Source organism: Amycolatopsis sp. A1MSW2902 (assembly GCF_017312175.1).
In the GTDB taxonomy this organism is placed as follows: Bacteria; Actinomycetota; Actinomycetes; order Mycobacteriales; family Pseudonocardiaceae; genus Amycolatopsis; species Amycolatopsis nivea.
Window position 1 is genome coordinate 96,169 of sequence record NZ_QJPO01000005.1, and the last position, 25,992, is coordinate 122,160.

30 protein-coding genes are annotated in these 25,992 nt (G+C 68.7%); 8 read left to right on the plus strand and 22 right to left on the minus strand.

Translation table 11 applies throughout. The features are described from left to right. Positions 1 to 160: 160 nt before the first annotated feature. Positions 161 to 601: a hypothetical protein gene (locus DMP23_RS47795; RefSeq protein WP_337825219.1), complete on the plus strand. Its 441-nt coding sequence runs from the start codon at positions 161 to 163 to the stop codon at positions 599 to 601. A gap of 55 nt (positions 602 to 656) precedes the next feature. On the opposite strand, the gene DMP23_RS47800 is transcribed toward DMP23_RS47795, so the two are convergent. Further along, positions 657 to 1,538, minus strand: coding sequence for a recombinase family protein (locus tag DMP23_RS47800; protein WP_337825220.1), 882 nt, complete (start codon positions 1,536 to 1,538; stop codon positions 657 to 659). A gap of 206 nt (positions 1,539 to 1,744) precedes the next feature. On the opposite strand from DMP23_RS47800, the gene DMP23_RS47805 reads away from it, so the two are divergent. The 3 genes from DMP23_RS47805 (at position 1,745) to DMP23_RS47815 (ending at position 3,276) form a co-directional block, all read left to right on the plus strand. Then, positions 1,745 to 2,173, plus strand: a complete 429-nt coding sequence (locus DMP23_RS47805) for a hypothetical protein (RefSeq protein ID WP_337825235.1) — start codon at positions 1,745 to 1,747, stop codon at positions 2,171 to 2,173. Between the two features lie 5 nt (positions 2,174 to 2,178). After that, positions 2,179 to 2,520 carry a hypothetical protein gene (locus tag DMP23_RS47810; protein ID WP_337825234.1) on the plus strand — a complete coding sequence of 114 codons (342 nt, stop codon included), beginning with the start codon at positions 2,179 to 2,181 and terminating at the stop codon, positions 2,518 to 2,520. A 216-nt stretch (positions 2,521 to 2,736) separates the two neighbouring features. Next, positions 2,737 to 3,276 (plus strand): hypothetical protein, encoded by a 540-nt coding sequence (locus DMP23_RS47815; RefSeq protein WP_337825233.1) that lies wholly within the window; start codon positions 2,737 to 2,739, stop codon positions 3,274 to 3,276. A 351-nt stretch (positions 3,277 to 3,627) separates the two neighbouring features. On the opposite strand, the gene DMP23_RS47820 is transcribed toward DMP23_RS47815, so the two are convergent. The 6 genes from DMP23_RS47820 to DMP23_RS47845 all read right to left on the minus strand — a co-directional run bounded on the left by DMP23_RS47820 (position 3,628) and on the right by DMP23_RS47845 (position 8,698). After that, positions 3,628 to 4,119 carry a hypothetical protein gene (locus DMP23_RS47820; protein WP_337825232.1) on the minus strand — a complete coding sequence of 164 codons (492 nt, stop codon included), beginning with the start codon at positions 4,117 to 4,119 and terminating at the stop codon, positions 3,628 to 3,630. 21 nt (positions 4,120 to 4,140) lie between these two features. Continuing rightward, a complete protein-coding gene (locus DMP23_RS47825) occupies positions 4,141 to 5,235 on the minus strand; it encodes a NucA/NucB deoxyribonuclease domain-containing protein (protein WP_337825231.1) in 1,095 nt (364 codons plus the stop codon). A gap of 1,114 nt (positions 5,236 to 6,349) precedes the next feature. Further along, positions 6,350 to 7,441 (minus strand): hypothetical protein, encoded by a 1,092-nt coding sequence (locus DMP23_RS47830; protein ID WP_337825302.1) that lies wholly within the window; start codon positions 7,439 to 7,441, stop codon positions 6,350 to 6,352. Positions 7,442 to 7,518: 77 nt separating this feature from the next. Then, a complete protein-coding gene (locus DMP23_RS47835) occupies positions 7,519 to 7,842 on the minus strand; it encodes a helix-turn-helix domain-containing protein (RefSeq protein WP_337824595.1) in 324 nt (107 codons plus the stop codon). Next, positions 7,839 to 7,988, minus strand: coding sequence for a hypothetical protein (locus tag DMP23_RS47840; protein ID WP_337825303.1), 150 nt, complete (start codon positions 7,986 to 7,988; stop codon positions 7,839 to 7,841). The genes DMP23_RS47835 and DMP23_RS47840 overlap by 4 nt, the downstream gene beginning before the upstream one ends. Then, positions 7,985 to 8,698, minus strand: a complete 714-nt coding sequence (locus DMP23_RS47845) for a site-specific integrase (RefSeq protein WP_337825304.1) — start codon at positions 8,696 to 8,698, stop codon at positions 7,985 to 7,987. The genes DMP23_RS47840 and DMP23_RS47845 overlap by 4 nt, the downstream gene beginning before the upstream one ends. A 69-nt stretch (positions 8,699 to 8,767) precedes the next feature. Here DMP23_RS47845 and DMP23_RS47850 point away from each other — a divergent pair, with 69 nt between their 5' ends. Then, a complete protein-coding gene (locus DMP23_RS47850; RefSeq protein ID WP_337825305.1) occupies positions 8,768 to 8,893 on the plus strand; it encodes a hypothetical protein in 126 nt (41 codons plus the stop codon). Between the two features lie 499 nt (positions 8,894 to 9,392). Here the strand turns inward: DMP23_RS47850 and DMP23_RS47855 are convergent, their stop codons facing one another. The 5 genes from DMP23_RS47855 to DMP23_RS47875 are packed head-to-tail and all read right to left on the minus strand — an operon-like array spanning position 9,393 to position 15,197. Beyond that, complete coding sequence (locus DMP23_RS47855; protein WP_337825306.1) at positions 9,393 to 9,860, minus strand: hypothetical protein; 468 nt, start codon at positions 9,858 to 9,860, stop codon at positions 9,393 to 9,395. Further along, a complete protein-coding gene (locus DMP23_RS47860; protein WP_337825307.1) occupies positions 9,848 to 10,384 on the minus strand; it encodes a hypothetical protein in 537 nt (178 codons plus the stop codon). Before DMP23_RS47860 ends, DMP23_RS47855 begins: the two co-directional genes overlap by 13 nt. Next, on the minus strand, positions 10,374 to 12,023 hold the full coding sequence (locus DMP23_RS47865) for a hypothetical protein (RefSeq protein WP_337825308.1): 1,650 nt from the start codon (positions 12,021 to 12,023) through the stop codon (positions 10,374 to 10,376). Before DMP23_RS47865 ends, DMP23_RS47860 begins: the two co-directional genes overlap by 11 nt. Continuing rightward, positions 12,020 to 13,744, minus strand: a complete 1,725-nt coding sequence (locus DMP23_RS47870) for a hypothetical protein (RefSeq protein ID WP_337825225.1) — start codon at positions 13,742 to 13,744, stop codon at positions 12,020 to 12,022. The genes DMP23_RS47865 and DMP23_RS47870 overlap by 4 nt, the downstream gene beginning before the upstream one ends. Beyond that, positions 13,734 to 15,197 (minus strand): site-specific integrase, encoded by a 1,464-nt coding sequence (locus tag DMP23_RS47875; RefSeq protein ID WP_337825224.1) that lies wholly within the window; start codon positions 15,195 to 15,197, stop codon positions 13,734 to 13,736. Before DMP23_RS47875 ends, DMP23_RS47870 begins: the two co-directional genes overlap by 11 nt. 168 nt (positions 15,198 to 15,365) lie before the next feature. Between DMP23_RS47875 and DMP23_RS47880 the strand changes: the two genes are divergently transcribed. Further along, a complete protein-coding gene (locus DMP23_RS47880) occupies positions 15,366 to 15,581 on the plus strand; it encodes a hypothetical protein (RefSeq protein ID WP_337825223.1) in 216 nt (71 codons plus the stop codon). A gap of 6 nt (positions 15,582 to 15,587) precedes the next feature. Here the strand turns inward: DMP23_RS47880 and DMP23_RS47885 are convergent, their stop codons facing one another. After that, positions 15,588 to 15,965: a hypothetical protein gene (locus DMP23_RS47885; RefSeq protein WP_337825222.1), complete on the minus strand. Its 378-nt coding sequence runs from the start codon at positions 15,963 to 15,965 to the stop codon at positions 15,588 to 15,590. Between the two features lie 2 nt (positions 15,966 to 15,967). Then, the gene (locus DMP23_RS47890) at positions 15,968 to 16,498 is read right to left on the minus strand and encodes a hypothetical protein (RefSeq protein ID WP_337825221.1); all 531 of its coding nucleotides are present in this window, start codon (positions 16,496 to 16,498) and stop codon (positions 15,968 to 15,970) included. Positions 16,499 to 16,704: 206 nt separating this feature from the next. On the opposite strand from DMP23_RS47890, the gene DMP23_RS47895 reads away from it, so the two are divergent. Both DMP23_RS47895 and DMP23_RS47900 read left to right on the plus strand, forming a co-directional pair. Beyond that, positions 16,705 to 17,574, plus strand: a complete 870-nt coding sequence (locus tag DMP23_RS47895; RefSeq protein WP_337825236.1) for a recombinase family protein — start codon at positions 16,705 to 16,707, stop codon at positions 17,572 to 17,574. Positions 17,575 to 17,607: 33 nt separating this feature from the next. Further along, positions 17,608 to 19,134 (plus strand): hypothetical protein, encoded by a 1,527-nt coding sequence (locus DMP23_RS47900; RefSeq protein ID WP_337825237.1) that lies wholly within the window; start codon positions 17,608 to 17,610, stop codon positions 19,132 to 19,134. A gap of 72 nt (positions 19,135 to 19,206) precedes the next feature. On the opposite strand, the gene DMP23_RS47905 is transcribed toward DMP23_RS47900, so the two are convergent. From DMP23_RS47905 to DMP23_RS47940, 8 genes are all read right to left on the minus strand, one after another. Beyond that, a complete protein-coding gene (locus DMP23_RS47905) occupies positions 19,207 to 19,545 on the minus strand; it encodes a hypothetical protein (RefSeq protein ID WP_337825238.1) in 339 nt (112 codons plus the stop codon). Positions 19,546 to 19,839: 294 nt separating this feature from the next. After that, positions 19,840 to 20,460: a hypothetical protein gene (locus DMP23_RS47910; protein WP_337825239.1), complete on the minus strand. Its 621-nt coding sequence runs from the start codon at positions 20,458 to 20,460 to the stop codon at positions 19,840 to 19,842. Between the two features lie 201 nt (positions 20,461 to 20,661). Next, positions 20,662 to 23,442, minus strand: a complete 2,781-nt coding sequence (locus DMP23_RS47915; protein ID WP_337825311.1) for a Tn3 family transposase — start codon at positions 23,440 to 23,442, stop codon at positions 20,662 to 20,664. A 15-nt stretch (positions 23,443 to 23,457) separates the two neighbouring features. Then, a complete protein-coding gene (locus tag DMP23_RS47920) occupies positions 23,458 to 23,676 on the minus strand; it encodes a DUF4158 domain-containing protein (protein ID WP_337825309.1) in 219 nt (72 codons plus the stop codon). Positions 23,677 to 23,740: 64 nt separating this feature from the next. Further along, the gene (locus tag DMP23_RS47925) at positions 23,741 to 24,100 is read right to left on the minus strand and encodes a nucleoside 2-deoxyribosyltransferase domain-containing protein (protein ID WP_337825310.1); all 360 of its coding nucleotides are present in this window, start codon (positions 24,098 to 24,100) and stop codon (positions 23,741 to 23,743) included. A gap of 43 nt (positions 24,101 to 24,143) precedes the next feature. Beyond that, positions 24,144 to 24,773: an HIT domain-containing protein gene (locus tag DMP23_RS47930; protein WP_337825241.1), complete on the minus strand. Its 630-nt coding sequence runs from the start codon at positions 24,771 to 24,773 to the stop codon at positions 24,144 to 24,146. Then, entirely contained in the window at positions 24,770 to 25,177 is a 408-nt protein-coding gene (locus tag DMP23_RS47935; RefSeq protein WP_337825242.1) for an HIT family protein, read from the minus strand. The genes DMP23_RS47930 and DMP23_RS47935 overlap by 4 nt, the downstream gene beginning before the upstream one ends. An 88-nt stretch (positions 25,178 to 25,265) precedes the next feature. Beyond that, positions 25,266 to 25,808, minus strand: a complete 543-nt coding sequence (locus DMP23_RS47940; RefSeq protein WP_337825243.1) for a hypothetical protein — start codon at positions 25,806 to 25,808, stop codon at positions 25,266 to 25,268. Between the last annotated feature and the right edge of the window lie 184 nt (positions 25,809 to 25,992).

The window sequence follows — 25,992 nt, forward strand, 5'->3', positions numbered from 1 at the left end:
CGTTTGACGACAAGAATGGATCGCTTCCATTGGACGCGGATTTTCCGGGCGAGCGGTCTCGGGAGTGTCGATGTCCGAAGTGGACTGCACGGATGTCCGGACTCGTCTGCACGCGATCGCCTGTTCGTGGACGCTGCCGGGGCGCTTATCGTCTCCCTGCATGGATCTCATCCGTGACGAGCCCCAGTGGACGTTCACCGGGTTCCCCGGGTTCGGGGCGCAGCACCTGCGGGTGTGGCGGGCGCCAGGCGGTGTCCTGGTCGCCGTCGTCATCGAGGTGCAAGGCATCGACGACGAGAACATTTACGGCACCGACCTCATCGAGGGGCACGATCTGGTGTTCGCCCAGCTCCAGGCCGATCATCCCGGCGAGAGAATCGACTACATTCACTGCGAGCGTCGGCTGACGCTCGCCTTCGACGTCTTCAGCCGCATCACCTTCAAGCGCGACGGCACACACTGCTCGGTGCTGGACACCAACGACGTGATCGATCATCTCGGCGTCGACAACCTGTACCGCCGCTACCGCGGCGAGGTCTTCGGAACAATCGAGCCCCCGCGCCGCGCACCGGGCGACCCTCACCGAATGCCGGGCTGCTGACACCAAGCCTCCCGGCGTCCACTCGTCGAACGCAGGCGGGAAGGCTCGTACCGTTTCACGCGTTCGAGGTCTCGGCGGCTCCAGCGGCCTGGTCGTGGTCGCGCAGCATGCGCAGGACGGTGGCCGGGGAGGGGTGCTGGCCTTTCTTTTTGCCGGTGGTGATGACCAGGCGTGCGGCGATGTCGCGCAGGCTCATGCCTTGCTGGTCGCGCAGGTGCAGGGCGTGGGAGAGCATGGCTTCGTCGGTGACGGCGGCGCCGCCGATGGTCTTGCCGCGGGCGCGGGCGGATTCGTGTCCTTCGAGGGTGCGGTCGCGGATGTATTCGCGGTCCATGCCGGACATCGCGGCCAGAACGGTGAACACGATCCCGGTCGGGTCGTGGGAGCCGTGCAGGTCGCCGGTGAGGAATTCCAGGCCGATGTCGGCGGCGCGGAGGTTTTCGGCGAGGGCGGCCAGTTCGATGCCGCGGCCGAGCCGTTTGTGTTCGTGCACGACGAGGGTGACCGCGACGCCGGAGGCGCGGATCTCGCGGGCGAGGGCGATCGCCTTCTCCAGCTCCGGGCGGCGCAGGACGCGGGTGGAGATCTTCTCCGAGAACACGCGCGTGACGCCGGCCTCGGCGAGGGAGTCGAGCTGGGTGTCCAGCGACTGGCGCACAGTGGAGGCGCGGGCGTAGCCGATCCGCACGTGCCCGGCCGGCTCGGCACTGGCAGTCGCGCGCCGCGGCAGCTCGACCCAAGCCGAACCCGGCTTGCGCAGTGCCGGCGTCGCCACGGCGAGCGCTTTGGCCAGCGACGGCACCAGCCGAAACCGGGCGGTGTGGTACTGGATCGCCACCTTGCCCCTGCCCGTCCGGCACGGCGACCCCGCAGGGGCGGCGCAGGTCGACATCGGGCAGTCGAAGGCCTCGACCCGGAGGAAATCGTCGTCGCTCACCCCCAGATCGTTTCATAGGGGCGTTTCACAAGTCCAGTCGTATGAAACGTTCCATGAAACAAAGTCCGCCCTGAACTGGCCCCACTGGTCGGGGTGTTTCATGGGTGGTCGCCTATGAAACACCGTGATGGGCAGCTCTGTCGCATCAAGTTCCTTCGAGGGAATCCCATTGCGAAGTTCGCAACATGAGTTGCATACTGAAACACATGGCGAAGCGTGACATGATTGACGATCTGGTCGACATCCGGCACCCGCTGCCCCGGGCGGACGAAATGCCCGAAGGGGACGAGGACATCTACAGCGACTGGTGCAGCGAGGTCACCCGGGACCGGGACGCCTACGAGCGGGAGCTGCGGATGCACGAAGAGCACGAGGAGGGCGACTGGGACCCGCTGCTGGCCGAGATCCACGCCGCGCACCAGGAAATGCGCGCCGCGGAAAAGCGGATGCGGACGCTGGTCGCCTACGGGCGAGAGTTCATCAAGCCGCATCCCTATCAGCTCAAGCAGCTGGCCGAGGCGACCGGGATGTCGATCTCGGGCACCCGCAGCTCCTACACCGTCGCCGAGGTCGCCGAGGTCGCTCGCCGGATCGGCCGGCAGCCGCGCTTCCGCACCGACGAGACCGGGGAGTGAGTGCCGTGACCGAGGACGAGATCACCGCCGCGGCGATCGCCGCGGGCTGCGCCTGCACCCCGGCCTGGCCCGAGCTCGCCGTCACCCGCGACGACAGGACCAGCGAAACCGTGCTGGCGTCGGCCACCCCGGGCCCGCTGGCGCGGCTGTACTACGCGCACTGCGTCCGCTGCGGCGTCCAGTACCCCGGCCCGTTCCGGCTCCCGCCCCGCACCGCCTGCCAAACCGGGCGGACCAGCGCCGCCCGCCCGTGGCACAACCGGTGCCCCCCAACGGGAAACCGACACGAGAAGAAGGACACGCTGTACACCCTGATCCGGCGGGCCCTCGCCGACGGGAACCGCTGACATGGCCGACCGCCGCCCGTTCAAGGTCCGCTTCCACCACGACGGCACCCGCCGCACCGACCCGGACACCGGGCTGACCTGGATCGACCATACCGCCCCGCTCCGGCCGGCTGCGGTTGCTGCCCTACGGCGGACACGGCTGGCGCCGCTATGACGTCGACGAACAGGCCCGTCACCCCATCACCCCGCGCGACCACTGACCAGGGAGAACAACTCTTGACCACCGAACCCGACCTGACACCGGAGGAACGGCGCGACTTCGCTGTGCACCTCGCGAATGCGATCCACCACCCGGACGGCCAGATCCACGTTCCCATGAGCCCCAGCGAGGCCCGGGCGCTGGCCGACGTTCTGCACGTGCTCGCCACCCGGCGCGCCACCGACGACTACTCGGCCGGCACCGAGCACATCTTCAACGGCGTCGCGACGACGATGGCGGGCCGGCTGCGCACACATCTCGAGCAGGCACGCGCCGACGAGGAACGCGATCGGGAAGCCGGTGAGCGGAAGTTGCCCGCCATCGAGTCGCGCAAGCTGATCGATGACTGGATCCGCGTGCTGACCCTGGTCGGCGAGGGCCGCGGCCCGGAGGAGACGACCGCGCTGATCGAGAAGGTCAACCAGCCCGTCACCTATGCCGTCGAGGTCCGGACTCCGCTGCCGGCCGTCGACGTCCGCGCCATCGAGCAGAGCCAGAAGGAGTGGATGAACGAGATCCGCCGTCGCCAGGTCGGGGTGCACGTGCTGGTGGAGTAGTTCCTGATCACCTGGCTGGCCGAGGCGGCCGGGCAGAGCTGGAGCGAGATCGTGCAGCGGCTGGCCCGCGAGATCGACACCGTGATGCCGTCCGAGTGAACCGCCGCTGACCTGCGGATCTTGGCTTAGCGCCAACGGCTGTACCGCTGCTACTCAACCCCGGAGGAAGCGGCGCATACGGGGTCGAAGCGGGAACGGAAGCGCGGTTGGCTCGCGGCCACGAGGACACGACCAGGTAATCCGCCAAAATTTCCCCGTTGCTACCGGAATCCCCGGACGCTGGCGATGCTCGGGTTGGCGTGTGATCCGTCAGGTGACGCGCGAGGGATGACGGGCCCTGGTGCGATTCGGTTATGAGATCCGGTATTGAGCGGTCTCGTCAGGGCCTGCGACGACTCTGGACGGTTGCCACTCGGGTACCGACCATGCATCGATGAGGTGGGCTTCCGGCTGTTCCGGCGCCTGAGCTGGCGTCACCGACGCGCTGCCGCGGTTACGCACCGATACGCGAAGCCGGACGAAGCCGGCTGGGACGCGAACCGTTCGGGAATCGCTGCTGTAGAGAGAGGCGACGGTAATTTCGCCGTCGGGGCAGTCGAGGGTGCGTTCGACTGCCATGTCCCAGTCGTGGTCGTTCAAAGGCGGAGCGTGGGGATGCACTCGGAAGGTCGCCGGGACGGATCCGAATTCCGTGCCGGTGAGCACGGCAATCCAGCCGGCTTCGCCCGTCAGCAGGCCGTCCGGGCTGCCCGGCCACGGGTTGTCCATTTCAGGCTTCGAGCGGAGGTGGTACTGGCCGTCCTGGGCCTCGACGGCCAGTACCACCACGTCGTCCGCGCTCACGCTGCTCCCCGTGCCATCGGCCTACCAGGCGGTGGACCCATTGGGGAGCACGGCCTGCACGTAAAAATCATCGAAGTCGATAATACGGTAGTAGTCGTAGTACGCGCTGGTGAGGCCGCCTTGGATGTCGTTGGCGTTTTGCGGCACGATCTTGGTGGAACGGTCGTTGGGCGCAGCTCCGTCGCCGCCCTGGTAGGTCGACGCCATCGGGTATTCGTCGCAGCTTTCGCCCGGACCGGTCGCAACGGAGCCGCACGCGATTCTGCGGTTGTCGGCGATCTTGGCTGCGTTCGTCTGCCGGTTCAGAGTGGACGAACCAGGACCAGGTCGTCCCCAATGGCTCGGCAGAGTCCTGATGGCGTCGTAGACGTGCTGCGCGACGGGGCCGACGTCGGGGTTGTCGACGCTGTTGTAGTTGACGTATCCGGGCAGGCTGTAGTCGACGCAACCAGCGCCGTATCTGTTCGGCCGGTGGTCGCAGCGACCGTACATTTGATTGCTCTTGAAGTCATCTATTTGCACAGGGTTGCCGACGGGATACAGGATGAGACCGTAGCCCAGAGACTTGTCCAAGGAGATAACAGCGCCTTGGTCCATGCCCGCAGAGTACTGCGTATACCATTTTTTCACCGTCTTCCCCCGGGTGAGGCTGACGGGTTCGTATTCTCCGTTCGAGCCAGCCAATTGCGAAGTCGAGCAGACGGATGCGTTGTTCCGACACCCGGAGTACATGTTTCCGTTCAAGCCGTTGGCCAACGTGCCCGATGCTGCGCCGACTGTGATTTCCACGTCCAGATCCCACGAGGGAGTCGCCCCCGACCCCTCGGCGAAGGACGCCGAGGTCCTGGCCGAGAAGCTCAGGGAACCGGTCACGCTGGTCACCCCGTTGACCGTCTCCCGCTGCGTCACGGTCCATCCGTCATCGGAGCACGAGGTGAACCTGTTCGGATTGTAATAGCCGTCGGCGCAAGCCGGGTCGAGCGAACTGCCGCCTACGGCAGCGCGACCTTGTTTCGCGGCTTTCGGCGCGCCGGGTTCCTTCAGCGACTGTCGCCTGCCGAGTTCCGATTGCGCAGGCAGCCCGCGCTTCCCGCCGGAGGAGTCACGTTCAACCACTGTGCACGTGTAGCGCGCCCGGCCGCCCGCACGCCGAGCGCAGTCCTGCTTCTGGGCCTCGACTGAACCCGGCGGCGAAACCGTGCCCTGCGACGTCCGCGACGGAGCTGCATTCACTGGCGAAGCCGTCGCAAGGCCCACAAGCAACGCTGCGCACAAAATAGACGAGAATGCCACGTGACATCTTCGCATGAAAAAAACGCCTCCACTCTGACTGGTGAAACCATTGAGACTTGCGCGAATAGCGCAAGAATACGCTCTCGGATTCGGACGGAAAATAAGTACGGCTCGTGCATGAATCAGCAGCGCCCAAGGCATCAAAAATCTGCGGCCCGAAAGGCATCGGATTCACTAACTTCGCCGAGTTGGCCAACTCCGCCCAGTTCAACCGAGCCGCGCGCCCCGTCTGTCGTGCACCGAAACCCTTTCCTGCTCAACCCTCCTGCGGGAGAAGCGGGGCGTGCCCGAACGATCACCGCGATCATCCCCTGTCCCGAGCCCGCTCGGCATCCCCCTCGCCGCAATCACCCCCAACCGGACGCACCCGAAAAGGGGAGGCTTCAAGGATGAACCGGGACTGCGTCGTTTCGGCGACTCCCACACCTCGCCCGGGTTGTCGACGCACACCCCGCGAGGGATGCCCCATTGTCCAGTTGGGCGAGATCACCCACTGCTGGACCAGGGGACGAGCGGGGGCCGGAAACGCACGCCGTTCTTGACCAGCGCGGCTGGTAGGCAGTCCGGCACGACACGGGTGTGAGCCGCGGATCGCAGCGTGCGGTCGGTGGTGCTCGATCGTCCAGCCCGTGAACTGGTACTCCGCGAACCCCGCCGGGCCGACCTTCACCTGCCCGGCCACCGGACCAGCAGCTAGTCCCTACTTTGCGGCTCGGATCAGCTCCAGGAGTCTCCGTTCCCCGGTGAGTTCAGCGCGAGTGAACGCGCTTCGTCGGGAACTGACGGCCTCGCCGCCGCCGAAGCGGGGAATCCCGGTGGGTTCGTGGCTGTGAGCGTAGCGGTTACTGCTGTTCGGTGCCGCGCTCGAGCTGGTTGTCAAGCAGATGCTCGGCGAGCACGGTGTATCGGCTGGCGGTGGCGTGGGACAAGTTGAAAACTAGCGCCAGGTGCAGCGGATCCGCACCGGAGCCAGTGCTTCGTGAAGGATCCGGTCGCTGCGGATGCGGTCGATGGTGAACCCGTGTTGGCTCAGACGGTTGGTGAGATGGACGTGGCTGACGGGCTCGGTGCCGAGTGCGGTCCGACCGGCGATCAGCACGTGCCGGTTCGGGGTGCGCGGCCAGGTGGTGCGGCGATGATCGAGCCATGCCTGCAGCGCTTTGTGGGTCAGCTCGTCGAGCCGGCGTCGGTGTCCGCCGATGGTGATCCGTCGGTTCGGGATGTCGAGGTCGTCGAGTGTGAGTCGCCTGATCGCGCCGGTTCGGGCGGCGTGGATGGCGGCCAGGGCGATGATCAGCCGTTGCGCTGGATCGTCGGCGAGCTTCTCGACGGCGCGGATCTCGGTGTCGGTCATCGACTGCAGGCTCAAGTCGACGCGGCTGGCCTTAAGCCGGGTCGTGGGATTGGTGAAGACGAGGCCGCGCTTCTTGGCGTAGAGAAACAGAGACCGTAGCGCAGGGACCGCGGTGCGCCGCTGGTGGCCGCGCAGCGGGTCCAGTACCTCGTTGACGTCGGCGACGGTCACTTCGCGGAGGTGGTCGTACTTCGTTGCCCAGCGGTTGAGGGTCGGCCGGAGGGCGCCGAAGTACCGGTAGACGGTCGGCTGTGATCGGCTCCGGGTCCGGGCGTCTCCCTCCAACAGGACCAGCAGCCAGGCCCGGACCGGGGCAGCGAAGCCGGCCGGCAGCTCGCCGACACAGCGCTCGATCCATCGCCGGATCGCGGGTGTGGTGTCGTCCTGGAGGAGATCGAGCTTGGCGAGGGCCTCGGCGATCCGGCGGGAGTTGCGCAGCCGACGTTCGCGGATCTCGGTCACGAGGACTCTGTCGTCGACGGGCCGGCCGTCGAGCAGCACGACTAGGCCGTCCAGAACCTGCCGTGTTGTCGAGCGGTCCCAGCCGTGGGCGGCACCGAGTTGCTCGGCCTGGACCGCAGCGGCCCGCACCACCGAATCGCTCGATCTCAGTGCCGGATGCTGCCACCGCGACGGCGTCGGGACGCCGTCCTTGCGGCGGTAGTACGACGCCAACCCTCGGCATCTGTTGTCGCAGTAAGCACGATCCCGGCGACTCCCAGCAGGAAGCGGCGTTCCACAGTGGACACATTTCACCGCGGCGGAAGGGATCTCCCAGCGCGGCGACGCGGCGTGACGGCACGAGCCTCGCCCACCACGGCGGTGGTCTCGTCCGTGGTGGCATCTGGCTGCGACACCTTGCCCGGCTCGGGCAGCAGCAGTTCCTCCACCCCGCAGCCAAGCACCGCGCACATGACGTCCAGCTCGTCGAGCTTGACGACGTTCGGCGTGCCCGACCACAGCCCGGACATCTTGCCTGCGCTGATCACCAGGCCTCGGTCGGCGAGCATCCGCTGGAACTCGCTGGCCTTCCAGATGCCGCGATTAGCTGCGGCCAGGCGCAGATTCCACTTCATCGTGCAAGTCCCTTCCATCGGTCGGCGGCGCGTTGCTGCCCGGTGATCCATGCGTCTTCGACGTGACTGCCGTGAACGTGGATGTACCGGGCCGTGGTGCCGGTCCAGGCGTGACCGAGCAGCTCCTGGATGGCGAACAGGCTCATGCCCCGAGATAGAGCTGGCTGGCGCAAAAGTGCCTCAGGACATGGGGCGTGAGCTTCCCCGCCCAGGTCGGCAGGTGTGCGGCGGTGGCCGCGGTCAGCGCTCGCCGGAACACATCGGCGGTCGCTCGTGAGCAGGAGCCGTCCTGGTTCTTGCGTTCGGAGGGGAACAACGGGGCGCCCTGACGCGTGTGATCGTCGCCGAACTGGCCCCAGATGTCCTCGATGAACCAGTGCAGATTGCGGTCCGCACCGTTGATCAACGGCACGAGGCGTGGTTTCGGGCCTTTGCGGCGCGAGCCTTTGCCGTGCCGGACGTTGAGCTTGCCGTACCGGCCCAGCTCCCACCGGACGTCGTCCAGGTCGAGCATCCGGGCCTCGTTGATCCGCACGCCCACATCGGCCGCGAGGCGAGCGACCGCGTAGTTGCGGGCCATCGGCGAGAACTTGCGGCAGGTGACCAATTCCTGGCGCCATCCGGAGAACAGCTGCTCGATCTCGGCCTCGGTGGGCGGGATCCGCAACTGCGGCTCGACCGACTGGCGAGGCCGGTTCATCTCGTCGAGCGGACACTCGACAACCCGGCCGGTGAGGTTGTGCAGTTCGACCTTGTGGCGCAATTCGAGGTACTCGAAGTACACCGCCAGCGCCCCGGCGCGGCCGGTCCGCGTCGACGGCCTCGCGTCGGCGCAGTTCTTTGCCGAAGTAGACATCGGGCGTCCGGAGGCTGCATTTCCCACAGCGGACGGCCGAACCAGTCCCTGATCAGCTCCAGGTGGTTGGTGTCGTTGCGGATCGTGCTGTCCACCAACCCGGCTGACGCACGTGCCAGCACGAACCCGGCCAGCAACGTCCGTCTCGAAGTCGGCGAGGTCCTCCGGAGTTTCCGGCGCACGCAGATCACGTAGGTCACGCACCACAGCCAGTGCCAACCCACACCCCTCGCCTTCATCCTCAGTGAAGATCACTCATTGAAGAGGCGATCATGTCACTCTGGATGACACAGATTCAATTGGGGTCGAGAACAGCCGACCATGCCCACAAGCCCTGGTCCAGGCACGATCAATGCAGCCGACAGCGCTGACCGAACTCACGAACCCATCGACTGTTGCGCTGCCGTAGAGGCCTGTCGCCCGCAGGGGCCACTGACCAGCGGGCTCGTTCAAGATGGCGGCTTATGACACCGTCCTTAACGGCAGGGCAATCCCGAACGGAACCGCTACCTGATCTGGCATGCCCTTCGGTTGGGAATCCCGGTGGTCGACGCCCTGCCGGATGCCGTGGCCGCGGCGCTGGCGATCGTTGCAGCCCGGCGGGTCGTTCCGGCGAAGCGAGCGGGATAACAGCGGTGGCGCATTCCTCCTTGCCCGGTGTCTCGTTGCGGCCCCGGTCATCGGGGGATGTGGTTCACCCATGCGGAGGACGGGGTGCTGGCCGGAGTCGGCCGAGGGAGTCTCCGGCTTCGACGGCCGCGCGCAGGCTTCGGATTTCGTTGTGCTGCGCGGCAAGGCGGCTGATTGCGAGGTCTCGGAACTGCCGCAGCTCGTCCAGGTCGCTAGCTTGGTCGGCAAGGCGGTCGCGGAGGTGTCTGTTCTCCGTGGTGAGCCGGGAGATCTGGGCGTCGCGAGGGTCGGCGCGGTGTTGGTTGGCGAGCTGTTGGTCGCGTCGGCGGATGAATTCCTCGGAGAGATCCTGGTAGGTCCCGCGCCGGTTTCCTTTGGGATAGAAGCCGGTGCGCGGGACACCGGCTTCCCGCGCGAGCGTGTTGAGGTCGCAGCGGCCGCCGGCGGGCAGGGTTCCGCTCAGCAGGCGTTCCATCGCGGCGCGGATCGCCGCCTCGTTGCGGGCGCGTTGCTGCTCGGTCAGTCGTCCCATGCCGCGATGCCTTCCGGGTTCGCCTCGTCGATGCGGGAGAGGACTTCCTTGACGCGCAGCAGTTCCTGCTCCAGGCGGCGGCGTTCGACGGTGCGGCTGCGGGGCAGGTCGGAGAGGAAGCGCTCGTGCTGTTCGGCGGCGTCCTGCCAGATGGCCCGGTGGACGGGGTGGAAGGTCGATTGCGGGCAGCGGGTCGCTTCGCAGAGCCCGAGCACCGGCTGTTCGGCCTGCGGGGTGCCGGCGGTCTTGAGGCACAGGGCCTGCGCGGGGTCGCTGAACCAGCAGTAGTTCGCGGCTCCGAGGTGCAGCGTCTTCGCGCGCCGGGCCAGCATCGCGCGGACGCGCTGGTCGTTGTCGATGACGTTCGCCGGCGTTCCCGAGGGCGGCTTCGGGGCGGTGTCCAGCGCGGCGAAGAAATTAGCGAGTCCTCGTGCTCCCGGTCCTGCGGGGCGGGCGCCTGCTCGGTATCGCTCGTGTTCGCGGGTGAGCAGTTCCAGGGTCCGCTGTTCCTCTTCACGGGCCACGTCGGCCAGGAAACGGGCCCTGCGCCCCGCCGGGGCTGCCCGCGTATCCCTCGGTGGTGGCGACCGAGACGTGCTTGAGCTGGATCTTGGCCGCGAGGACGCCGTGCGGCCGGTAGGCCAGCGCCACCGCCAGCGTCCGGCGCAGCATGCGCAGGTTCACCGGGCCGTCGGGAATCGGGGCGAGCCCGAGGCGCTGGCCGCGGGGCCCGTTGCCCCAGGTTCGGAAGGCGGCGTACTTCTTGTCGAAGACCATGTTCGGGAACAGCGGGCCGTCCTCGCCCAGTTGTTCGACAGCTGCGATCGCGGTGTGGACGTGCTCGGTGACGACCCACTGCTCCCGCGTCCCGCCCACGGGCTGGCCTTTGATCAAGGTCCCGGCCACCCGGTAGCGCCGCAGGCCGGGGAAGGGTTCCTCGACCGGCATCCGGCAGCCCGGGAGCAGTTCGACGAGTTCGCTGCGTCGCATCCCGGACACCGCGGCCGTCACGACGAGGCAGGCGAAGCGCAGCAGTTCGGGGATTCCTGCGGCCTGGTAGAAGAACAGCGGCTCGGTCCAGGGCAGGCTGCCGGTGCCGTCCGCGCGCTCGACGACCTCGGCGTTGCGCGCCAGCGGCGGCACGAGGCCGACCGCGTTCACCGCGGCTTCCAGCTCCGGGCGGAGCCGGTCGAGCCAGGTCAGAGGCATCCAGTCGACGTCGACCTCGTGGGCCAGCTCGGCCAGGTTGACATGAATCAGCGGGTCGTCAGCGCGCCACGGCTGCTTGTCGAGCCGCTTGCGAACCTCGGAAGGATGCAGCAGCTCCAGCGGTTCGTTGCGCTCGGCGCGGCCGGCGATGACGGCGCGCAACCGCGCCGCGTCGACGGTCCGCCGCTGAGGCCGCCGCGGGCTCGGAACGCGCTCGCGGGCGAACTGCGCGATCGGCCCGGCCAGGGTGGTGCTGACGTACAAAGCGGCGGTCAGCAACGGCTGAAGAACCTCTTCCTGCACCACCGGAGTTCTGTTCGTGTAGTCGGTGCGCTTGCCCGAGACCTGCGCCGCGGTGGCACCGCCGAAGGGGCGCAGCGCTGAGGGATAGCGGTGGTCGGGGGCGAACAGCTCCCGGTAGAGGGCCAGCCCGGAGACGGCGCTGACCGCGTTGTGGAGGGCTCCGGTCGACACGGCCACGACCGCGCCGTGTTCGTCGCGGATCTCGCCGCGCTCCGCGGCGAAACGCTCGCACATCTCGGCGGTGACGTGCTGAAGGCTGGCGACTTGCTGCTCGGTCAGCCAGTTGAGCCAGTGCACCAGCTCGACGTGCCGTCCGACGCAGGTCTGGATTCCTCGCGGCGTCCGGTAGGCCCCGGGCAGTTCGCGGACCTGGTCCAGGTGCGGCGCGAGCAGCGCGACCGCGTACTCCTTGGCCACGATCCGCCAGGCCGGATTGCGGATGGCGGTGAAATCCAGCCGCCGCGCGACAGGCCGGAGGTACGCGGGCAGGCCGACCACGGGGCTGAAGTCCCACACGTCCTCGTCGAAGACCGGACCGCGCGCGCCGTCGTCGACGGCGAGGCCGAGCGTGGCGCACAGGTCCAGTCCCTCGAACGGCGACCGGTCGACGGCGGGCCGGGGCGCGCCGCCGACCGGGGATGTGATGCTCACGAGGTGCGTTCCTCCGGCCGCAAGGGCAGTTCGGCGTCCTGATCGGTCACGGTCCTGGCGGCTGCGGCCAACTCCGCCGGCGCCAGCTGCCGCAGCTGCTCGATGACGTCGTCGACGCGGCGGGCGTAAGGGCCGAACACCGGCGCGAACTCCGCGCCGGGCATCTCCTGCCACTGGCGGGCGAAATAGGCGCGCAGCCTCAGCAGGTTCGCGGCGTGCCGGGGAGCGAAGATCGCCAGCGGGCACAGCAGGCACACCCACGGCCGAGCCGGGCACGGCTCTCCGGCCGGGCCGTGCGCACCGGCCAGCGGGTCGATGCAGGCTGCGGCGAAAGCGTCCGTGGTTCCGTCCACCAGCCCGGCGGGCAGCGGTCGCCCGCCGTCAGCCTGGGCGACGGCATCGGGGAGGCCCGCGGCCGCGGCGGCGAGCTGGTCGGCGTCCAGCACCCGCGGCGCTTCGGCCCGGCGCAACAGATCGCCCTGTGCCTCCGCGATCACGCCGTCGAGCAGCGCGCGCTGCTGCTCGGTCGAGACGGACAGGTAGCGGTCGCCCTCCACCTGCGGGGTGTGGTTGGGGTCGACCATGGCGCGGGGGCTGCCGATCCACGCCCGCCGGTTGCGCAGCACCTCGAAGGTCGTGCGCAAGCGTTGCCGGTTCAGCCGGAGCGGGTCGCCGTCGTCGGTCACCAGTTCGCGCCGCAGAGCCCAGTGCGCGAACGACTCCGTCCCCAGCCGCCCGTTGAACCACTTTCGCCGGCCGCCGTGAGCGTTGTGCCGCAGCCACATTCCGTCGCGCCGATCCTCGGGCGCGAAACGGCGGCTGAGCGCGGAATGCCGCAGCCACTGCCGCAGCAGGGTCGAAGCCCGGCGGGTCAGCGTGATGCTTTCCGTGCTGGCGCGGCCCTTGTGGTAAGTCACGACGCTGACCTCGCCGCCCGCCCAGTCCACATCGGACACACGCAGGCCGGTGATGCCGTCGGGCACGATTCCTGTTTCCGTGGTGAACAACAGCACGTAGGCGATGACCGTGTCGGTGGCCGGGAACAGCGCCCGGTTGACCCGTTCCAGGTCCGCTCCGCTGCACTTGGGCGGGTGGCCGTCCTCGCTGTGCAGGTCCACCGCCGACCGCGGCCCCGACCCGGCCAAGCGGCGGCAGACGTCGGCGTAGCTCCATCCCGCCGCGGCCGGGGCGGCTGCGGCGTCGGCCGCGGCCAGCGCACGGCGATGCTCGGCGAAAGCCTCGCGCACGATCTCGCGGCAGGTCCGCCGCAGCATCGCCCATTCGTTTTCCGTGTAGGGCGGCAAGGGGTTGGTGCTCGGCGCGGGGTTGAACACTCTGCCCTGGACCAGTGCTCGCACCTGCCCGCTCAACAGCCCGGTCGAGTCGTCCAGCGCCGCGAGCACCCGTCGGCTGTTCGCCTCGACGCGGTGCCCGCACGACCACCAGAATTCCGCCAGCCGACCGCGGGTGAGGCGCTCGGCCCCGCCGCGGTGCCCGGCGGCCGTCACCTCCCGCACCAGCGACTGGCACGCGTGGACGTAGTGCCTCACGGTCGAGACGGTGTCGAGCGGTCCGTGCGGGTGGACCAGATCGGCCAGCCCGCGCAGCAGCTGCGCCGCGAGGACGTCGTTGACCCCGGACTCCGCCGCGACCGCCGCGGCAGCACCGCGGCTGAACACGCACGAGATGGTCGGCGGGTTCTCGGTCACCTCAGCGGGCATGAACGCCTGCCTCCTCGACGTCGGCGAACTCTTCGTCGACCTCCAGCTCGGCGGCCGCGTCCTGGCCGGCGTCCAGGGTGTGCTCGGTCAGCTCGCGGAAGATCCGCTCGGTGTCCAGCCGCCGTAAGTACTTCTCGGTGGTGACCGTGGAGGAATGGCCGAGCAAATCCCGCAGCACCATCAGCGGGTCGGCCTGGGCCAGGTAGAGCAGCAGAGCCGGGTCGACGCCCGCCCCGGCCATGATCTGTGCGGCCCGGACGTAGTGGCCTGCGATAAGGCGCTCCATCGTCGCGATCGCGAAGGTGTGGCGCAGGCGGTGAGGATGCACGTGAGGAAAACGGGGGTCGAACCTGTCGGCGATCCGCCGTGAGGCGCGGGCGAGCACCGTCGGCCAGGCGGTGAACGGGCCGCCGTCGCCGCGCACGGCCCACAGCATGCTGCCGCCGGCGGGCGCGACCAAGCGGCAGCGCTCGGCCGGGCGCAGCGCGGCCCAGCGCACCCGGCGCCCGTTGACGCGGCCGCCGAGCGGATCCATTTCCTCGACCACCAGGCCGCTCGCGCGGCCCTTCGGCGTCCAGCGCGCGCCGTCGGCGCAGGCCGCCCGTTCCAGCCTGGCGTACTGGTGGACCTCGGCCAGGGCCTCGTAGGAAATCCAGGTGGTTCGGGGCTTGTTGCCCTTGGTCACTCCGGCCGGCACCGGGAACGGGATCGGCACGCTGCTGCGCCGAGCGGGCAACGGCGGGATCTCCGGCAAGAGCAGATAGGTGAACTCCTGCGCCCGCAACCCGGTGGCCAGGGCGAGGTGCCCGCCCGCTCGGTCCCGTCCGAGATGGCGGCCGCGGCAGCCGGGATCAGGCGACCCGTCCGGCCGGCGGCCCGCGAGCGCGGACAGCAGAAGCCGCGCGAAGTCCTCCTCGAGATACTTGATCGTCACGTGCGGTTTGGGCATCCGGCGGACCGCCAGATTCACCCGCATGTCCCGGGAGACGCCCCCGAACGAGGCTCGGGCCGTGCGGTAGCTGAACGGCTCCGCCAGCGCGAGTTCCTGCACGACCGCCCACCGATAGAACCCAGCGAGGATGCTGACGTGCTGGCCCCAGGTCGTGGCGTCGAAGCGACGCTCCACCGGCCCCGCCGCCCGGAACGCCGCGTACAACCCCAGTGCGGCCTTCAACTGCTCACGCGATCCGAACAGTGGAACCTGGTGCTCAGCAAGGAAAACAGCCCAGTCCCGCAATGCTCGCCCGTACTTCGCCCAGGTCGCCGGGACCCGCGCACCGGTCGTAGGCAACTCGCACAGCCAGCGGTTCATCGCCACGGTCGGCCGGTCGACGAACTCGTCGGCGAACAGAAGGTCGTCGTCGACGAGCACCGGCATTCCCTCGGGGATCAGCGGCCGGGCCTCGACATCCCAGTCTCGCCACCCCTCCCGGGTGAAGAAGATCAAGCGCACGGGTCCGGAACATAGAGACCCGGACGGCGCTGAACAAATCCGATCCCCGCAGTTCAGAGCCAACGTGCCAGGTCAATCCGACACGGCATCAGTGCACGAAGAAAGTACTGCTGGGAGAACGCGTCGAGAGCGGCGGCCGCGGTGGTCTTGTTCTGGATCCCACGCGACATGACGTACATGCCCGGGATGACGACGAACGTCGAGTTCGGATACGACGTGGCAGCCGGGCGGACCGTGGTGCTCGGCTGTCCCCCGGACTGCCCCGATCCCCGAAGGAACAAGTACCTCATGCACCTGGCCCACGCGCACGGAGTGCCAGTGCGCACCACGCTCCGGGAAACGGCGGAAACGGCGGCAGGGCTGGTCATCGACCCGACATGGTGAGCCTGGTCAGTGCCCTGTCGCGCGGCCGGAACGGGCGCATGTCAGCGGTTCCCATCGGCGAGGGCCCGCCGGATCAGGGTGATCAGCGAGTCCTTTCGTGTCGTGCCGGGTTTCCGGTGCTGGACACCGGCTCTGCCACGCGCGGGCGCCACCGGTCCGTCCGGTGTGGCAGGCGGTGCGGGGCGGGAGCCGGAACGGGCCAGGGTACTGGACGCCGCAGCGGTCGCAGTGCGCGTAGTACAGCCGCGCCAGCGGGCCGGGGGTGTCGGAGGCCAGCACGGTTTCGCTGGTCCCGTCGTCACGGGTGACGGCCAGCTCGGGCCAGGCCGTGGCGCAGGCACATCCCGCGGCGATCGCCGCGGCGGTGATCTCGTCCTCGCTCACGGCTACTCCCCGGTCTTGCCAGCACCGCCGCGCGGCTGCCGGCCCATGGCCTCGGCGACAGCGGCGATCCCGGGCAGCCTGGTCGCAGCGTCTTCCTTGTTGAACGTGGCCCAGAACTCCTCGTCCCGAGAGCGCGGCTGGCGACCGATGCGGCGAGCGACGGCGGCGATCTCCTCGACGGTGTAGGAGCTGCGGGTGCCGGAGATCGACATGCCGGTCGCGCCGGCGAGGTCCTTGAGCTGGTAGGGCTGGGGCTTGATGAACTCGCGGCCGTAGGCGACCAGCATCCGCATCCGCGCTTCGGCGGCGCGCATCTCCCGCCGCGCGGTGTTGATCTCCGCCAGCAGTGGGTCGAACTCCCAGTCGGCGTTCTCCTCGGTGAGCCGTAGGTTCTGCTCGAACTTCTCGCGTTCCCCCGCGACCTCGTCACGGGCAGCGTCAAGGATGTCCTCATCGCCGTCGGGCACGTCCTCGGCGCCCGGCCACGGGTAGAGGATGTCGACCAGATCGTCAATCATGTCACGCTTCGCCATGTGTTTCAGTATGCAACTCATGTTGCGAACTTCGCAATGGGATTCCCTCGAAGGAACTTGATGCGACAGAGCTGCCCATCACGGTGTTTCATAGGCGACCACCCATGAAACACCCCGACCAGTGGGGCCAGTTCAGGGCGGACTTTGTTTCATGGAACGTTTCATACGACTGGACTTGTGAAACGCCCCTATGAAACGATCTGGGGGTGAGCGACGACGATTTCCTCCGGGTCGAGGCCTTCGACTGCCCGATGTCGACCTGCGCCGCCCCTGCGGGGTCGCCGTGCCGGACGGGCAGGGGCAAGGTGGCGATCCAGTACCACACCGCCCGGTTTCGGCTGGTGCCGTCGCTGGCCAAAGCGCTCGCCGTGGCGACGCCGGCACTGCGCAAGCCGGGTTCGGCTTGGGTCGAGCTGCCGCGGCGCGCGACTGCCAGTGCCGAGCCGGCCGGGCACGTGCGGATCGGCTACGCCCGCGCCTCCACTGTGCGCCAGTCGCTGGACACCCAGCTCGACTCCCTCGCCGAGGCCGGCGTCACGCGCGTGTTCTCGGAGAAGATCTCCACCCGCGTCCTGCGCCGCCCGGAGCTGGAGAAGGCGATCGCCCTCGCCCGCGAGATCCGCGCCTCCGGCGTCGCGGTCACCCTCGTCGTGCACGAACACAAACGGCTCGGCCGCGGCATCGAACTGGCCGCCCTCGCCGAAAACCTCCGCGCCGCCGACATCGGCCTGGAATTCCTCACCGGCGACCTGCACGGCTCCCACGACCCGACCGGGATCGTGTTCACCGTTCTGGCCGCGATGTCCGGCATGGACCGCGAATACATCCGCGACCGCACCCTCGAAGGACACGAATCCGCCCGCGCCCGCGGCAAGACCATCGGCGGCGCCGCCGTCACCGACGAAGCCATGCTCTCCCACGCCCTGCACCTGCGCGACCAGCAAGGCATGAGCCTGCGCGACATCGCCGCACGCCTGGTCATCACCACCGGCAAAAAGAAAGGCCAGCACCCCTCCCCGGCCACCGTCCTGCGCATGCTGCGCGACCACGACCATCACGCCGCGCTGGAGGCTTGAGATGTCGCCAACGGACGTGAAACTTGCCCTGCGGTGGAACGCATCGCACCACAGAGGGACCGCTGCGTCGCACGTATTCGCCAACCGCGCCCAGGCGGCGGTTTCGGCTGGCAAGACGGTGGCGCATTGAACAGGAATCCGCTGCTGCCCGTCGGGGAGTATCCGCTCGAGTGGCGTCTCGCAGACGGTTCTTCGGTGTCGGGCATCCTCGCCCTGGCCGGTGCGCAGAACGTCACCGGCATGGCCTATGACCTGCCGGCGGAGCCGCCGTCAGCGGACGTTGCGGCGAAGACCAACTCGTACTGGACGGTGTGGGAACCGAGCGAAAAACCCTACGGAGCGGTTCGCGGAGAACTGCGCAACAACCTCGATGCCGCGCTCCCCGGTGCCTACGTCTCCCACCAAGCGCCCGGGCAGTCGGTGCTGTTCGCCGAACTCGCGGTGGTCGGGCCGAGACTGAGAGAGAACACCGAGCTCATCTTCGACGAGATCACCTTCCAGGCTGACGGCCTCACCGAACTGTCCGGCGTGGCGCCGCTCAAGGACTACAACGTCCCGCTGCGGCTCGTTGACGACGCTCCCTACGGTGCAGCCTGGAATGACGCCTCGACTCGAGAATGGACGAGCCCGGACGGGGACCGCGTCCGGATGCATTACCTCGCTTCGTTCGCGCCCCCGCAGGGTTACAAACTGTCGTTCACCACAGCACCGGTCATCACGGTCTCCGGCCGGCCGCAGCCCATCGACGAATGGATGAGCACGTACATCCGCCCATGCGCTGAACTCGCAGGCTTCGCTACGAACAGGCCCCAGGCGATCACTTTCGTCAGCGTGAAACGCGAAGGGGCGGGGGCGGCGTCGGTCTACGGCCGCGAGGTGACCCAGCAGCGATTCGACGCTGAGCTGTCACGACCAGGGACGATGCCGACGCTCGTTCACTGCGGGCCTGGCGGCCTGTCGCTCCCCGACCTGGTCAGCAGGTGGTCCTTCATGAAGGAGGAGTACCCGGTTTTCCTCGACTATCTCGCATCCATTCCAGTCGAAGGGCTGCCAATCACCGCAAGATTCACCGCGCTAATGGCCTCGCTGGAAAGCTTCCACACCATCAAATACGGTGCCGGGCCCGTGAGCAGAAACGTCTTCTCCCGGGAGAAGAACAGGGCAATGAGGGAAATCCGGAACTCCTGTGACGTCTCGAAGGAGAGCTACGCCTGGCTCCGGCGCTGGGGCAACTTCTTCGGAACGTACGAACTGCGCGAGCGCCTCAGTGCCCTGAACGAGGGCCTGCCTCAGGTGCTTCGGGACCTTGTCGACGCCTCTACCGACCCCATCCCGCGACTGCTTTCCGACGTGGTCAAGGAACCGCAGGACATCTGGCAGATCGCCGGAAAGGCCCGCAACAACCTCGCCCACGGCAACACGCCCCAAACGAGCGAACAACTTACCTTTTTGACTCGGCTCGGCAACACCATCGCGGTCGGACACGCCCTCAGCCTCCTCGAAGCTCCGGCAGATCCATTTGTGACAGCGATCAAACGAGGAGATTGGCGGCTGGAATAGCAATCCCATCGCATCAGCGGGACGCCGTCGCGGTCTCAGACTCACCGGGGAGGACCCCCGTCCCCGCCCCTTTCAGGTCCTGGAGGTGTAGGTGGCGAGGCCGGCGGCGAGGCGACCGTCGGCGGCCGCGGCACCGAGGTGGCCGTAGATCTGGTTGGCCATCAGGGTTTTCCGGGCGAGGACGTTCTCCCCGACGAACACGATCACCGCACCCGTCCGCTCGGCCAGCTCGCGCCATTGCGGCGTGCACGTCAGGCGGACGTCCTGCAGAAACCTGCCTGTGGGCGCGGCCCAGTCGACGAGCAGGTTGCGATCGGCGTCCAAGGAAACGTGCCAGCCGATCAACTCGGGGAAGTCCGGGCCGTCCGTGCCCTGCAGCCGCATCCCGTAGCGCACCACGAACCTGAGCATCGTCGTCGGCGACGACGACCCCCTCCAGCGGAGGGAACGCCACACCGGCCGGGTCCTCGCACAGCAGAAACGGCACAAGGTCGCCGCCCTCGACCGGCAGCACACCCGCCTGCACATCCAGATCCATCCCGACATCCTCACCCGCCCGGCGACTGCGCCCCGATCCGGGGGACGCACGGTTGCTTGCCGTCGGTCCGGCGTTGTCAGAAGAGGGTGTCGCGCACGCGCAGCGGCCGGTCGCCGCCCGGGCCTCCGATGCCGCTCGCACGGCGCTCAGCACGGAGGCCTGACTTTTCAGGCGTGCCCTGATCGAAGGGTTGATCGCTCGAATACGCTGTGTCGCGCGCGATGTGCACGATCTCGGGTGCCATCCTCATGCGGGTGAACGACCCGATTGGCGTGATCGCCCGACGGATCGCGGCTGTCCGCGCTCTGGTCGACCATCCCGGCACGCCGGAGGACGAACGGGAAGCCGCGCAGCATCGTCTCGATCTGCTCCTCGCCCGGCGGCCGCGCGACGCCGCCGATGCAGCGCCTGCGGCGGCGGAGTGGACGCCGGGGTTCAGGCTGGACCCGGACGTCAACGACCGTCTTCAGGGGAGCATGGTCACGACGTTCGGCGACCGCTACGACAGCGCCCTGGGATACGCCGGCATCACCGCCGCGATCCGCAGCTACATCAAGGCCGCCCGGGCGCTCGGCCGGCGGCTGGACCGGCCCGCGGCGAGCGACCTGGCTGTCCTCGCGATCTTCGATCCGCTGGGCACCGCGCCGGACACCATCCGATTCCGGATCACGTTGAGCCGCAACTACCGCAGCGAGGACTGCCGGGCAGGCCGCTACCTCGGTCCCGGCGCCAACATCGCCGTCAGGATCGACGACGTGCCCGACGACTGGGGAGCCGTCGAAGACCACACCGCACCCGGACGGCCAGTGCTGGTGCCCACCCCGGCACTGTCCGCGCTCGTCGACGACGTCCGTTCGCTGGCCGAGTCCTACAACAGGCGAACGACCTGGACAGGACGCCACCCCGTCAGCGGCGAAACCATGCCCACGAACCCAACGCCCTGTTCCGAGCCGAGATCCGGGACGTGTCCACCACCGCGCGACGGTCGGTCAACCTGTGGTATTCCCCGTCGACGCGCCGGGCAACGGCGCCGACCGGCCGAGGGTGAGACGGGAGTTCATGTTGAGCTTGAACTCGCCGTGCATCGCCACGTGCGCCCACATCAGCGGCGTGAGCCCGCGGTAGTCCACCGGCCCGAACGTCGCCGCCCACTCCGGCTCCGCGAGCACGTCCTGGATCATCAGCGTGTTGATGTAGACCATCGCCGCCTGGACGATGTGCAGGCACAGCACCGACATTTCCTGCTCGTCGCGGCGGTTGGTGGCGATGTCGCCGGCCTTGCCGTAGAAGATCTGCGCGTTCGCGCCGTTCCAGGACTCCACGACGTTGAGCCCGGAGTTGACCTCCCGCTGCTCGTCGCGCGAGCGCAGGTACCGGCACAGGAACACCGTCCGCTGGGCACGGCCGACCTCCAGCATCGCCTGATACGTCGGGTGGGTCGCGGCGCGGGTGAAGCGACGCAGGATCGCCTCGGTGGAGGCGGTCCGGTTGTTGATCGCGGTGGCGTACTTGACCAGCTGGTCGTACTGCTGCGCGATCAGGTCCCACCGGATCGGGCCGCGCCGCGACAGCACCGGAGCCAGATCCGGGATCTGCGCCCGGAAGTCAGCGTCGGGCAGGTAGAGCTTGGTGACGTTGATCCGTTTCAGCCGCGGCTTGAGCTCGAAGCCCAGCAACTTCGTGATGCCGAAGCCGATCTCGGACTGGCCGTGGGAATCGACGTAGTTGGCCTCGACGTCCAGCTCGGTGCGGTGGTGCATCGCGCCCTCGACCATCGCGGCGACCTCGGACGCGGTGCATGACAGAAGTTGCGAGTTGATCGCCATGGATTTCTTGTCGACGTGCCAGTAGATCAGGACGCCTCGTCCGCCGTAGCGGACGTGGTGCTGGGTGAACAGGTTCTGGTCGAACGCCCCGAAGTGCGTCGAGTCCGACGCGACCGCGCCGGTCCCGGCGCCCCAGATCAGCTCCTGGCGGGCGGCGAAGGTGGCGTTCGCGATCGCCGCGGCGAACCGCCGCGCTCCCTCGGCCGAGAGGTAGCGGCGGCGGGCGTAGCGCAGCTCCTCCTCGGTGTGCCCGTGGTCCCCGGCGGCGATGGCGCGGATCCCGATGTTCGTGCCGTAGCCGAAGATCGCGAGGATCAGCCGCTCGGCCAGCTCGGCGCGGTCCAGCCCGCCGCGCGACCCGGCCGGGGCGAAGTGCTCCAGGATCCCGATCCGCAGCGCGGTCTCCTTGAGCATGTCCAGCAGCGGCACCAGGCCCCACCGGGTCCGGATCTCGTTCTTGAGCTTGCGCAGGTTCTTCGGCTCCGGGTCCGCCTCCAGCGGCGAGAGCGTGATCCGCCCGGCGCCGCGCGCCGAAATCTGCAGCCAGTCGCACGAGGGCAGGCCTTCCTGCAAGGCCCGCAGCTCGCCGGCCATCTCCGCGCGCAAAGGTTCGATGAACTCCGCCGCGTCCAGCGGCTTGGACAGCTCCGCGTAGTACTGGCGGCGCCGCTCGACGAAGTCCGGCGGCAGGTCCTGCTCCGGGTCGCGGAACCGGTCCGCGCCCTCGACCCAGATCTCCTTGCACCGCAACCGTTCCCGCAGCGCCTTGAACAGACACACTTCGTACACCGTGCGCACCACCCGCGACGCGCCCGGCGCCCCGCGCCACGCCAGCTCCGCCCAGTCGCCCTCGACGATGCCCTCCATCGGCACGGCCTCGCCCAGCGGATAGGACTGCACCCGGTGCTCGGCATGGCGCAGCACCACGCCGATTCCGTCGATCACCGGCGCGTGGGTGTCGTTGTTCGACCGGAACCGCAGCGTCCTCAGCAGCTTGATCATCCCGACCCGGTAGTGGTTCGAGTACGACGCGCGCAGTTTCACCTGCACGTTGCGGCGGAACTCCGGGCTCGCCGCCTTGTACTCGGCCACCACCTCCTGCAACGTCGCCGCACCGCCCGCCGCCGGATACACCACCTCGCGGACAGCGCCGTCCGGTCGCAGCAGCGAGGCCTCCGCCACCCGCGCGAGCAGCGAGTTCTTGTTGCGGACCTTCCTGAACGAGGCCACCATCTCCTCGGTCACCCGCCGATCCGCCCGCGCGTTGATCGTGTGCACCGTGGAGATCAGCAGCTCGACCAGCGTGTCGGTGATCTCCCTCTCCCGCTCCACCAGCAGCGCCGCCAGCAGCACCCACCGCGTCGTCGGGGCGAAGCCGCGGAAGTGCGACGGGGACTGCACCGCCGCGCGGGCCCGCCACCCGGACACGATCTTCGGCGCGACCCACACCAGCAGCTCGCCCGGCAACCCGATCGCGCGGATCGTCTCCAGCTTCGCGATCTCGTCGAGCATCGTGTTCAGGCTCAGCCGGCCGGGGTCGGACTTCACCCACACCAGCACGTCCCGCGCGGGATCTTCCCTCCCCGCAGACTCGGCGAACTCGTCGGGCACCGCGAACACCAGCTCGTTCAACCGGGCTCGCGTGTCCTCGGCGAGCAGCGCGGCGACCCGTTCCATCAGCTGTGTCTCGCCGCGGTCCAGGGCCGAGCGCACGATCCGGTCGATCCGGCCCGACGTCGGCGGTTCCAGCCGCCGGCCGCGCAGCCAGCCGAGCAGCTCGGCGCGGACCTGCTCCGGACGCCGTTCGACCTCGGTCACCTCGGCGACCAGCCAGTCCGCGGCGTCGGCCTGGTCGGCGACCGAACACTCGGCGAACCCGAAGAACTCGCGGAGAAGAACTCGCGGATCTCCGCCCGGTGCCGCTCGTGCGTCCGGCCCGTCCAGCCGTAGGAAGACAGCTCAGCCGCCGGGACCTTGACCTGCGCCGGCAACGAACTCCACCACCTGATCCGGCAACTCGAGGCGACCGTGCGGGAACCGGCCCTGCCGGGCGTAGAACCGCACCAGCAGCCCGAACGCCAGCGCGTTCCGCCTCCGCTTCCCCTTGACCAGGGCGACCTCGTCGCCGAAAAGGGTCCAGTGCTCGATCAGCTCGTCCTGCTCCAAGGCACGCGGCACGCGCGGAGGCTACCGCCACCCCGAAAACCGACCCTGACCAGCCCCACTCAGCCCGAATGGCGGCTCATGACACCGTCCTTAAACGACAGGCCGGATTGGCGCACAGCGGGCACCCGAGCACCGCCCGTTCCGGAGACGTTCCCGCGACAAGGCCGAACTCGACGTTCGTAGTGAAGCCCGGCAACGTCCGCAGGTCGCGCGGAATCCAGAACATCAAGGCGTCCGCCGACTGGATCATCTCCAGCTCGGACTCGACCTGATCGTCGTAATGCTCCGCCCTGATGCCTCCTCGGGATTCCGGGCTCAGCACCGTCAACGGCCCATCGCCGTGCCACTGCTCGGCAAGCAGGTCGATAGCGGACGGGCGCACGACGGCACCGCCGCCGTGCGCGGCGTCGGCCCCAGCAGCATCACCGACGGGCACCCAACCGGGACGGCTTCCCGCGCGTAAACCACCTCGACCGCCATTACGCCACCCCGCGCCGTTCAGCCTCCTGCTGCGGAGTCCACGGCAGCGGCAGGCCGTCGCCAGCCACGCGAGGAACCACATGAATATGCAGGTGGTACACAGTTTGGGTTCCGGCTGCACCCTTCGAGGAGATGACGTTGCAGTCGTCGTGCTCAGCAGCGAGTTCCGCCGCGGCCGCCATCGTCGCAGCGGAGACAGCCGTGTCCGCACCGACATCGGACACATGCGTCGTCGGGATCAACAGCAGATGCCCTTCGACCACTGGATTCAACGGTCGGATGGCGATCACGCCGGGCCACCGCCGCACCACTTCCGCAGGCTCGGTCCCCGCGACGATCCGGCAGAACACGCACTCCGGCTCGCACTGTCCGAATGCGACACAACTTCTCGGGACACGGCCAAGTGCGCGAAGAATTACCTGATCTTGGTACCGGTCGGCGCGGACCGGGTTTTCCGGCGTGAGCACCGACAGCGGTTCCTGCCCGCGCCAGCACTGGTCGAGCAGCTCGATCGCGTCTGGCCGCCACGACGGCACCGGGCCGTCGGCCTCGGCGGTCGGTCCGGCGAGGAACACGCTCGGTGCGGCCGGAGCGGGTAGCGATTCGCGGGCCTGCACGAGCCGGATCATGCCGCAGCCTCCGTCCGCTCCGCCTGTTCCCGCTGCTGGCTTGGCGTCCACGGCAGTGGCAGCCCGTCGTCGGGGGAGCGGGGCACCAGGTGCCAGTGGATATGCGGGACGGTCTGCGTTGCCGACCTCCCGGAGGACTGGATCAGGTTGTATTCCCGGTAGCCGAGCTGGTCGGCCAGCTCGGCCGCGCACGCCGCGGCGTAGCCGGTGACGACCGGGTCGCGATGGCCCGACTCGACGTGGGCGTGCGGGGCGACGATCACGTGACCGGGGATGATGCGCCGGCGCGGATGGAATGCCGTCGCAGCGGGCCAGCGCCGCACGATGTCGGCCGGGTCCACTTCGGACGGATCTCCGCCGGCGGAGGCGGGGCAGAAGGGGCAGAACCGCAGATCGGAAGTCATGCACTCAGCATCGGTGCCGCGGACGGCACCGGGACAGACGTTTCCCGGTGGCTCCGGACCAGGAAACGGGAAACGGTCGATCGCCCGCTCAGTCCTGCTCGTCGTCGAGATCGACGGCGACGGTCGGCACGGGGCGGGCGGGTCGGCGCAGCCAGCGCGCGGGGACCTGCGACCGGATGGTGTGCGGGAACTCGACGATCCGGCCGCCGTCCCGGTCGGGGCGGACCATGCCGGCGATGCGGTAGCTGCCCGGCGGCAGGCCGAGCTGGGCGACCTGGTCGTCGACGAGCAGCACCTCGACGTACCCGGCCGTGATCACGCGCAGCCCGTCGACCATCGGCGGGTCGGCGTCCGGGTCGGTGCCGGTGACCGTCATCGCGAACCGCTCGCCGCGCTGCAGGCGCAGCTGGTCCCACAGCCCGAAGCGACCGGGCGGCGAGGGATAGCGGCTGCGCGGCAGCTGCTCGGGAACCACCACGTCGTAGGTCTGGCCGACCTCGACGTCGCACACGTGCACGAGTCCGAGTGTGCGCGCGGCCGCCGAAGGAATCCAGCGGAAGCCCTGGCCGGTGACGATAGCCCCGAGGCGGTCGTCGTCCCCGATCGAGCGATCGCGGGGCGAGCGACGCACCAGCCGGGACCCGGGGCGCGCCCAGGGTCTTCGCGCGCAGCCGTATAGATCGTTATACAGATGGTTCGCGGTCACCGCGGCGGCGGTTCGACCGTTCCGTAGGCACGCTCGACGGCCTGGTCTCCGGCGTTGACGGCGGCGTTCGCAACGTCGACGACTCCGTCCCACCCGCGGCGGCTCGCTT

What these genes read in the sequence shown, in the direction of transcription:
- DMP23_RS47840 (WP_337825303.1), bottom strand. Translation starts at nt 7,988, where the DNA reads ATGAGCCTGTTCGCCATCCAGGAGCTGCTCGGTCACGCCTGGACCGGC.
- DMP23_RS47835 (WP_337824595.1), bottom strand. Translation starts at nt 7,842, where the DNA reads ATGAAGTGGAATCTGCGCCTGGCCGCAGCTAATCGCGGCATCTGGAAG.
- DMP23_RS47795 (WP_337825219.1), top strand. Translation starts at nt 161, where the DNA reads ATGGATCTCATCCGTGACGAGCCCCAGTGGACGTTCACCGGGTTCCCC.
- DMP23_RS47805 (WP_337825235.1), top strand. Translation starts at nt 1,745, where the DNA reads ATGGCGAAGCGTGACATGATTGACGATCTGGTCGACATCCGGCACCCG.
- DMP23_RS47845 (WP_337825304.1), bottom strand. Translation starts at nt 8,698, where the DNA reads ATGTCTACTTCGGCAAAGAACTGCGCCGACGCGAGGCCGTCGACGCGG.
- DMP23_RS47880 (WP_337825223.1), top strand. Translation starts at nt 15,366, where the DNA reads ATGACGTACATGCCCGGGATGACGACGAACGTCGAGTTCGGATACGAC.
- DMP23_RS47890 (WP_337825221.1), bottom strand. Translation starts at nt 16,498, where the DNA reads ATGGCGAAGCGTGACATGATTGACGATCTGGTCGACATCCTCTACCCG.
- DMP23_RS47930 (WP_337825241.1), bottom strand. Translation starts at nt 24,773, where the DNA reads ATGATCCGGCTCGTGCAGGCCCGCGAATCGCTACCCGCTCCGGCCGCA.
- DMP23_RS47855 (WP_337825306.1), bottom strand. Translation starts at nt 9,860, where the DNA reads ATGGGACGACTGACCGAGCAGCAACGCGCCCGCAACGAGGCGGCGATC.
- DMP23_RS47870 (WP_337825225.1), bottom strand. Translation starts at nt 13,744, where the DNA reads ATGCCCGCTGAGGTGACCGAGAACCCGCCGACCATCTCGTGCGTGTTC.
- DMP23_RS47905 (WP_337825238.1), bottom strand. Translation starts at nt 19,545, where the DNA reads ATGCTCAGGTTCGTGGTGCGCTACGGGATGCGGCTGCAGGGCACGGAC.
- DMP23_RS47935 (WP_337825242.1), bottom strand. Translation starts at nt 25,177, where the DNA reads ATGACTTCCGATCTGCGGTTCTGCCCCTTCTGCCCCGCCTCCGCCGGC.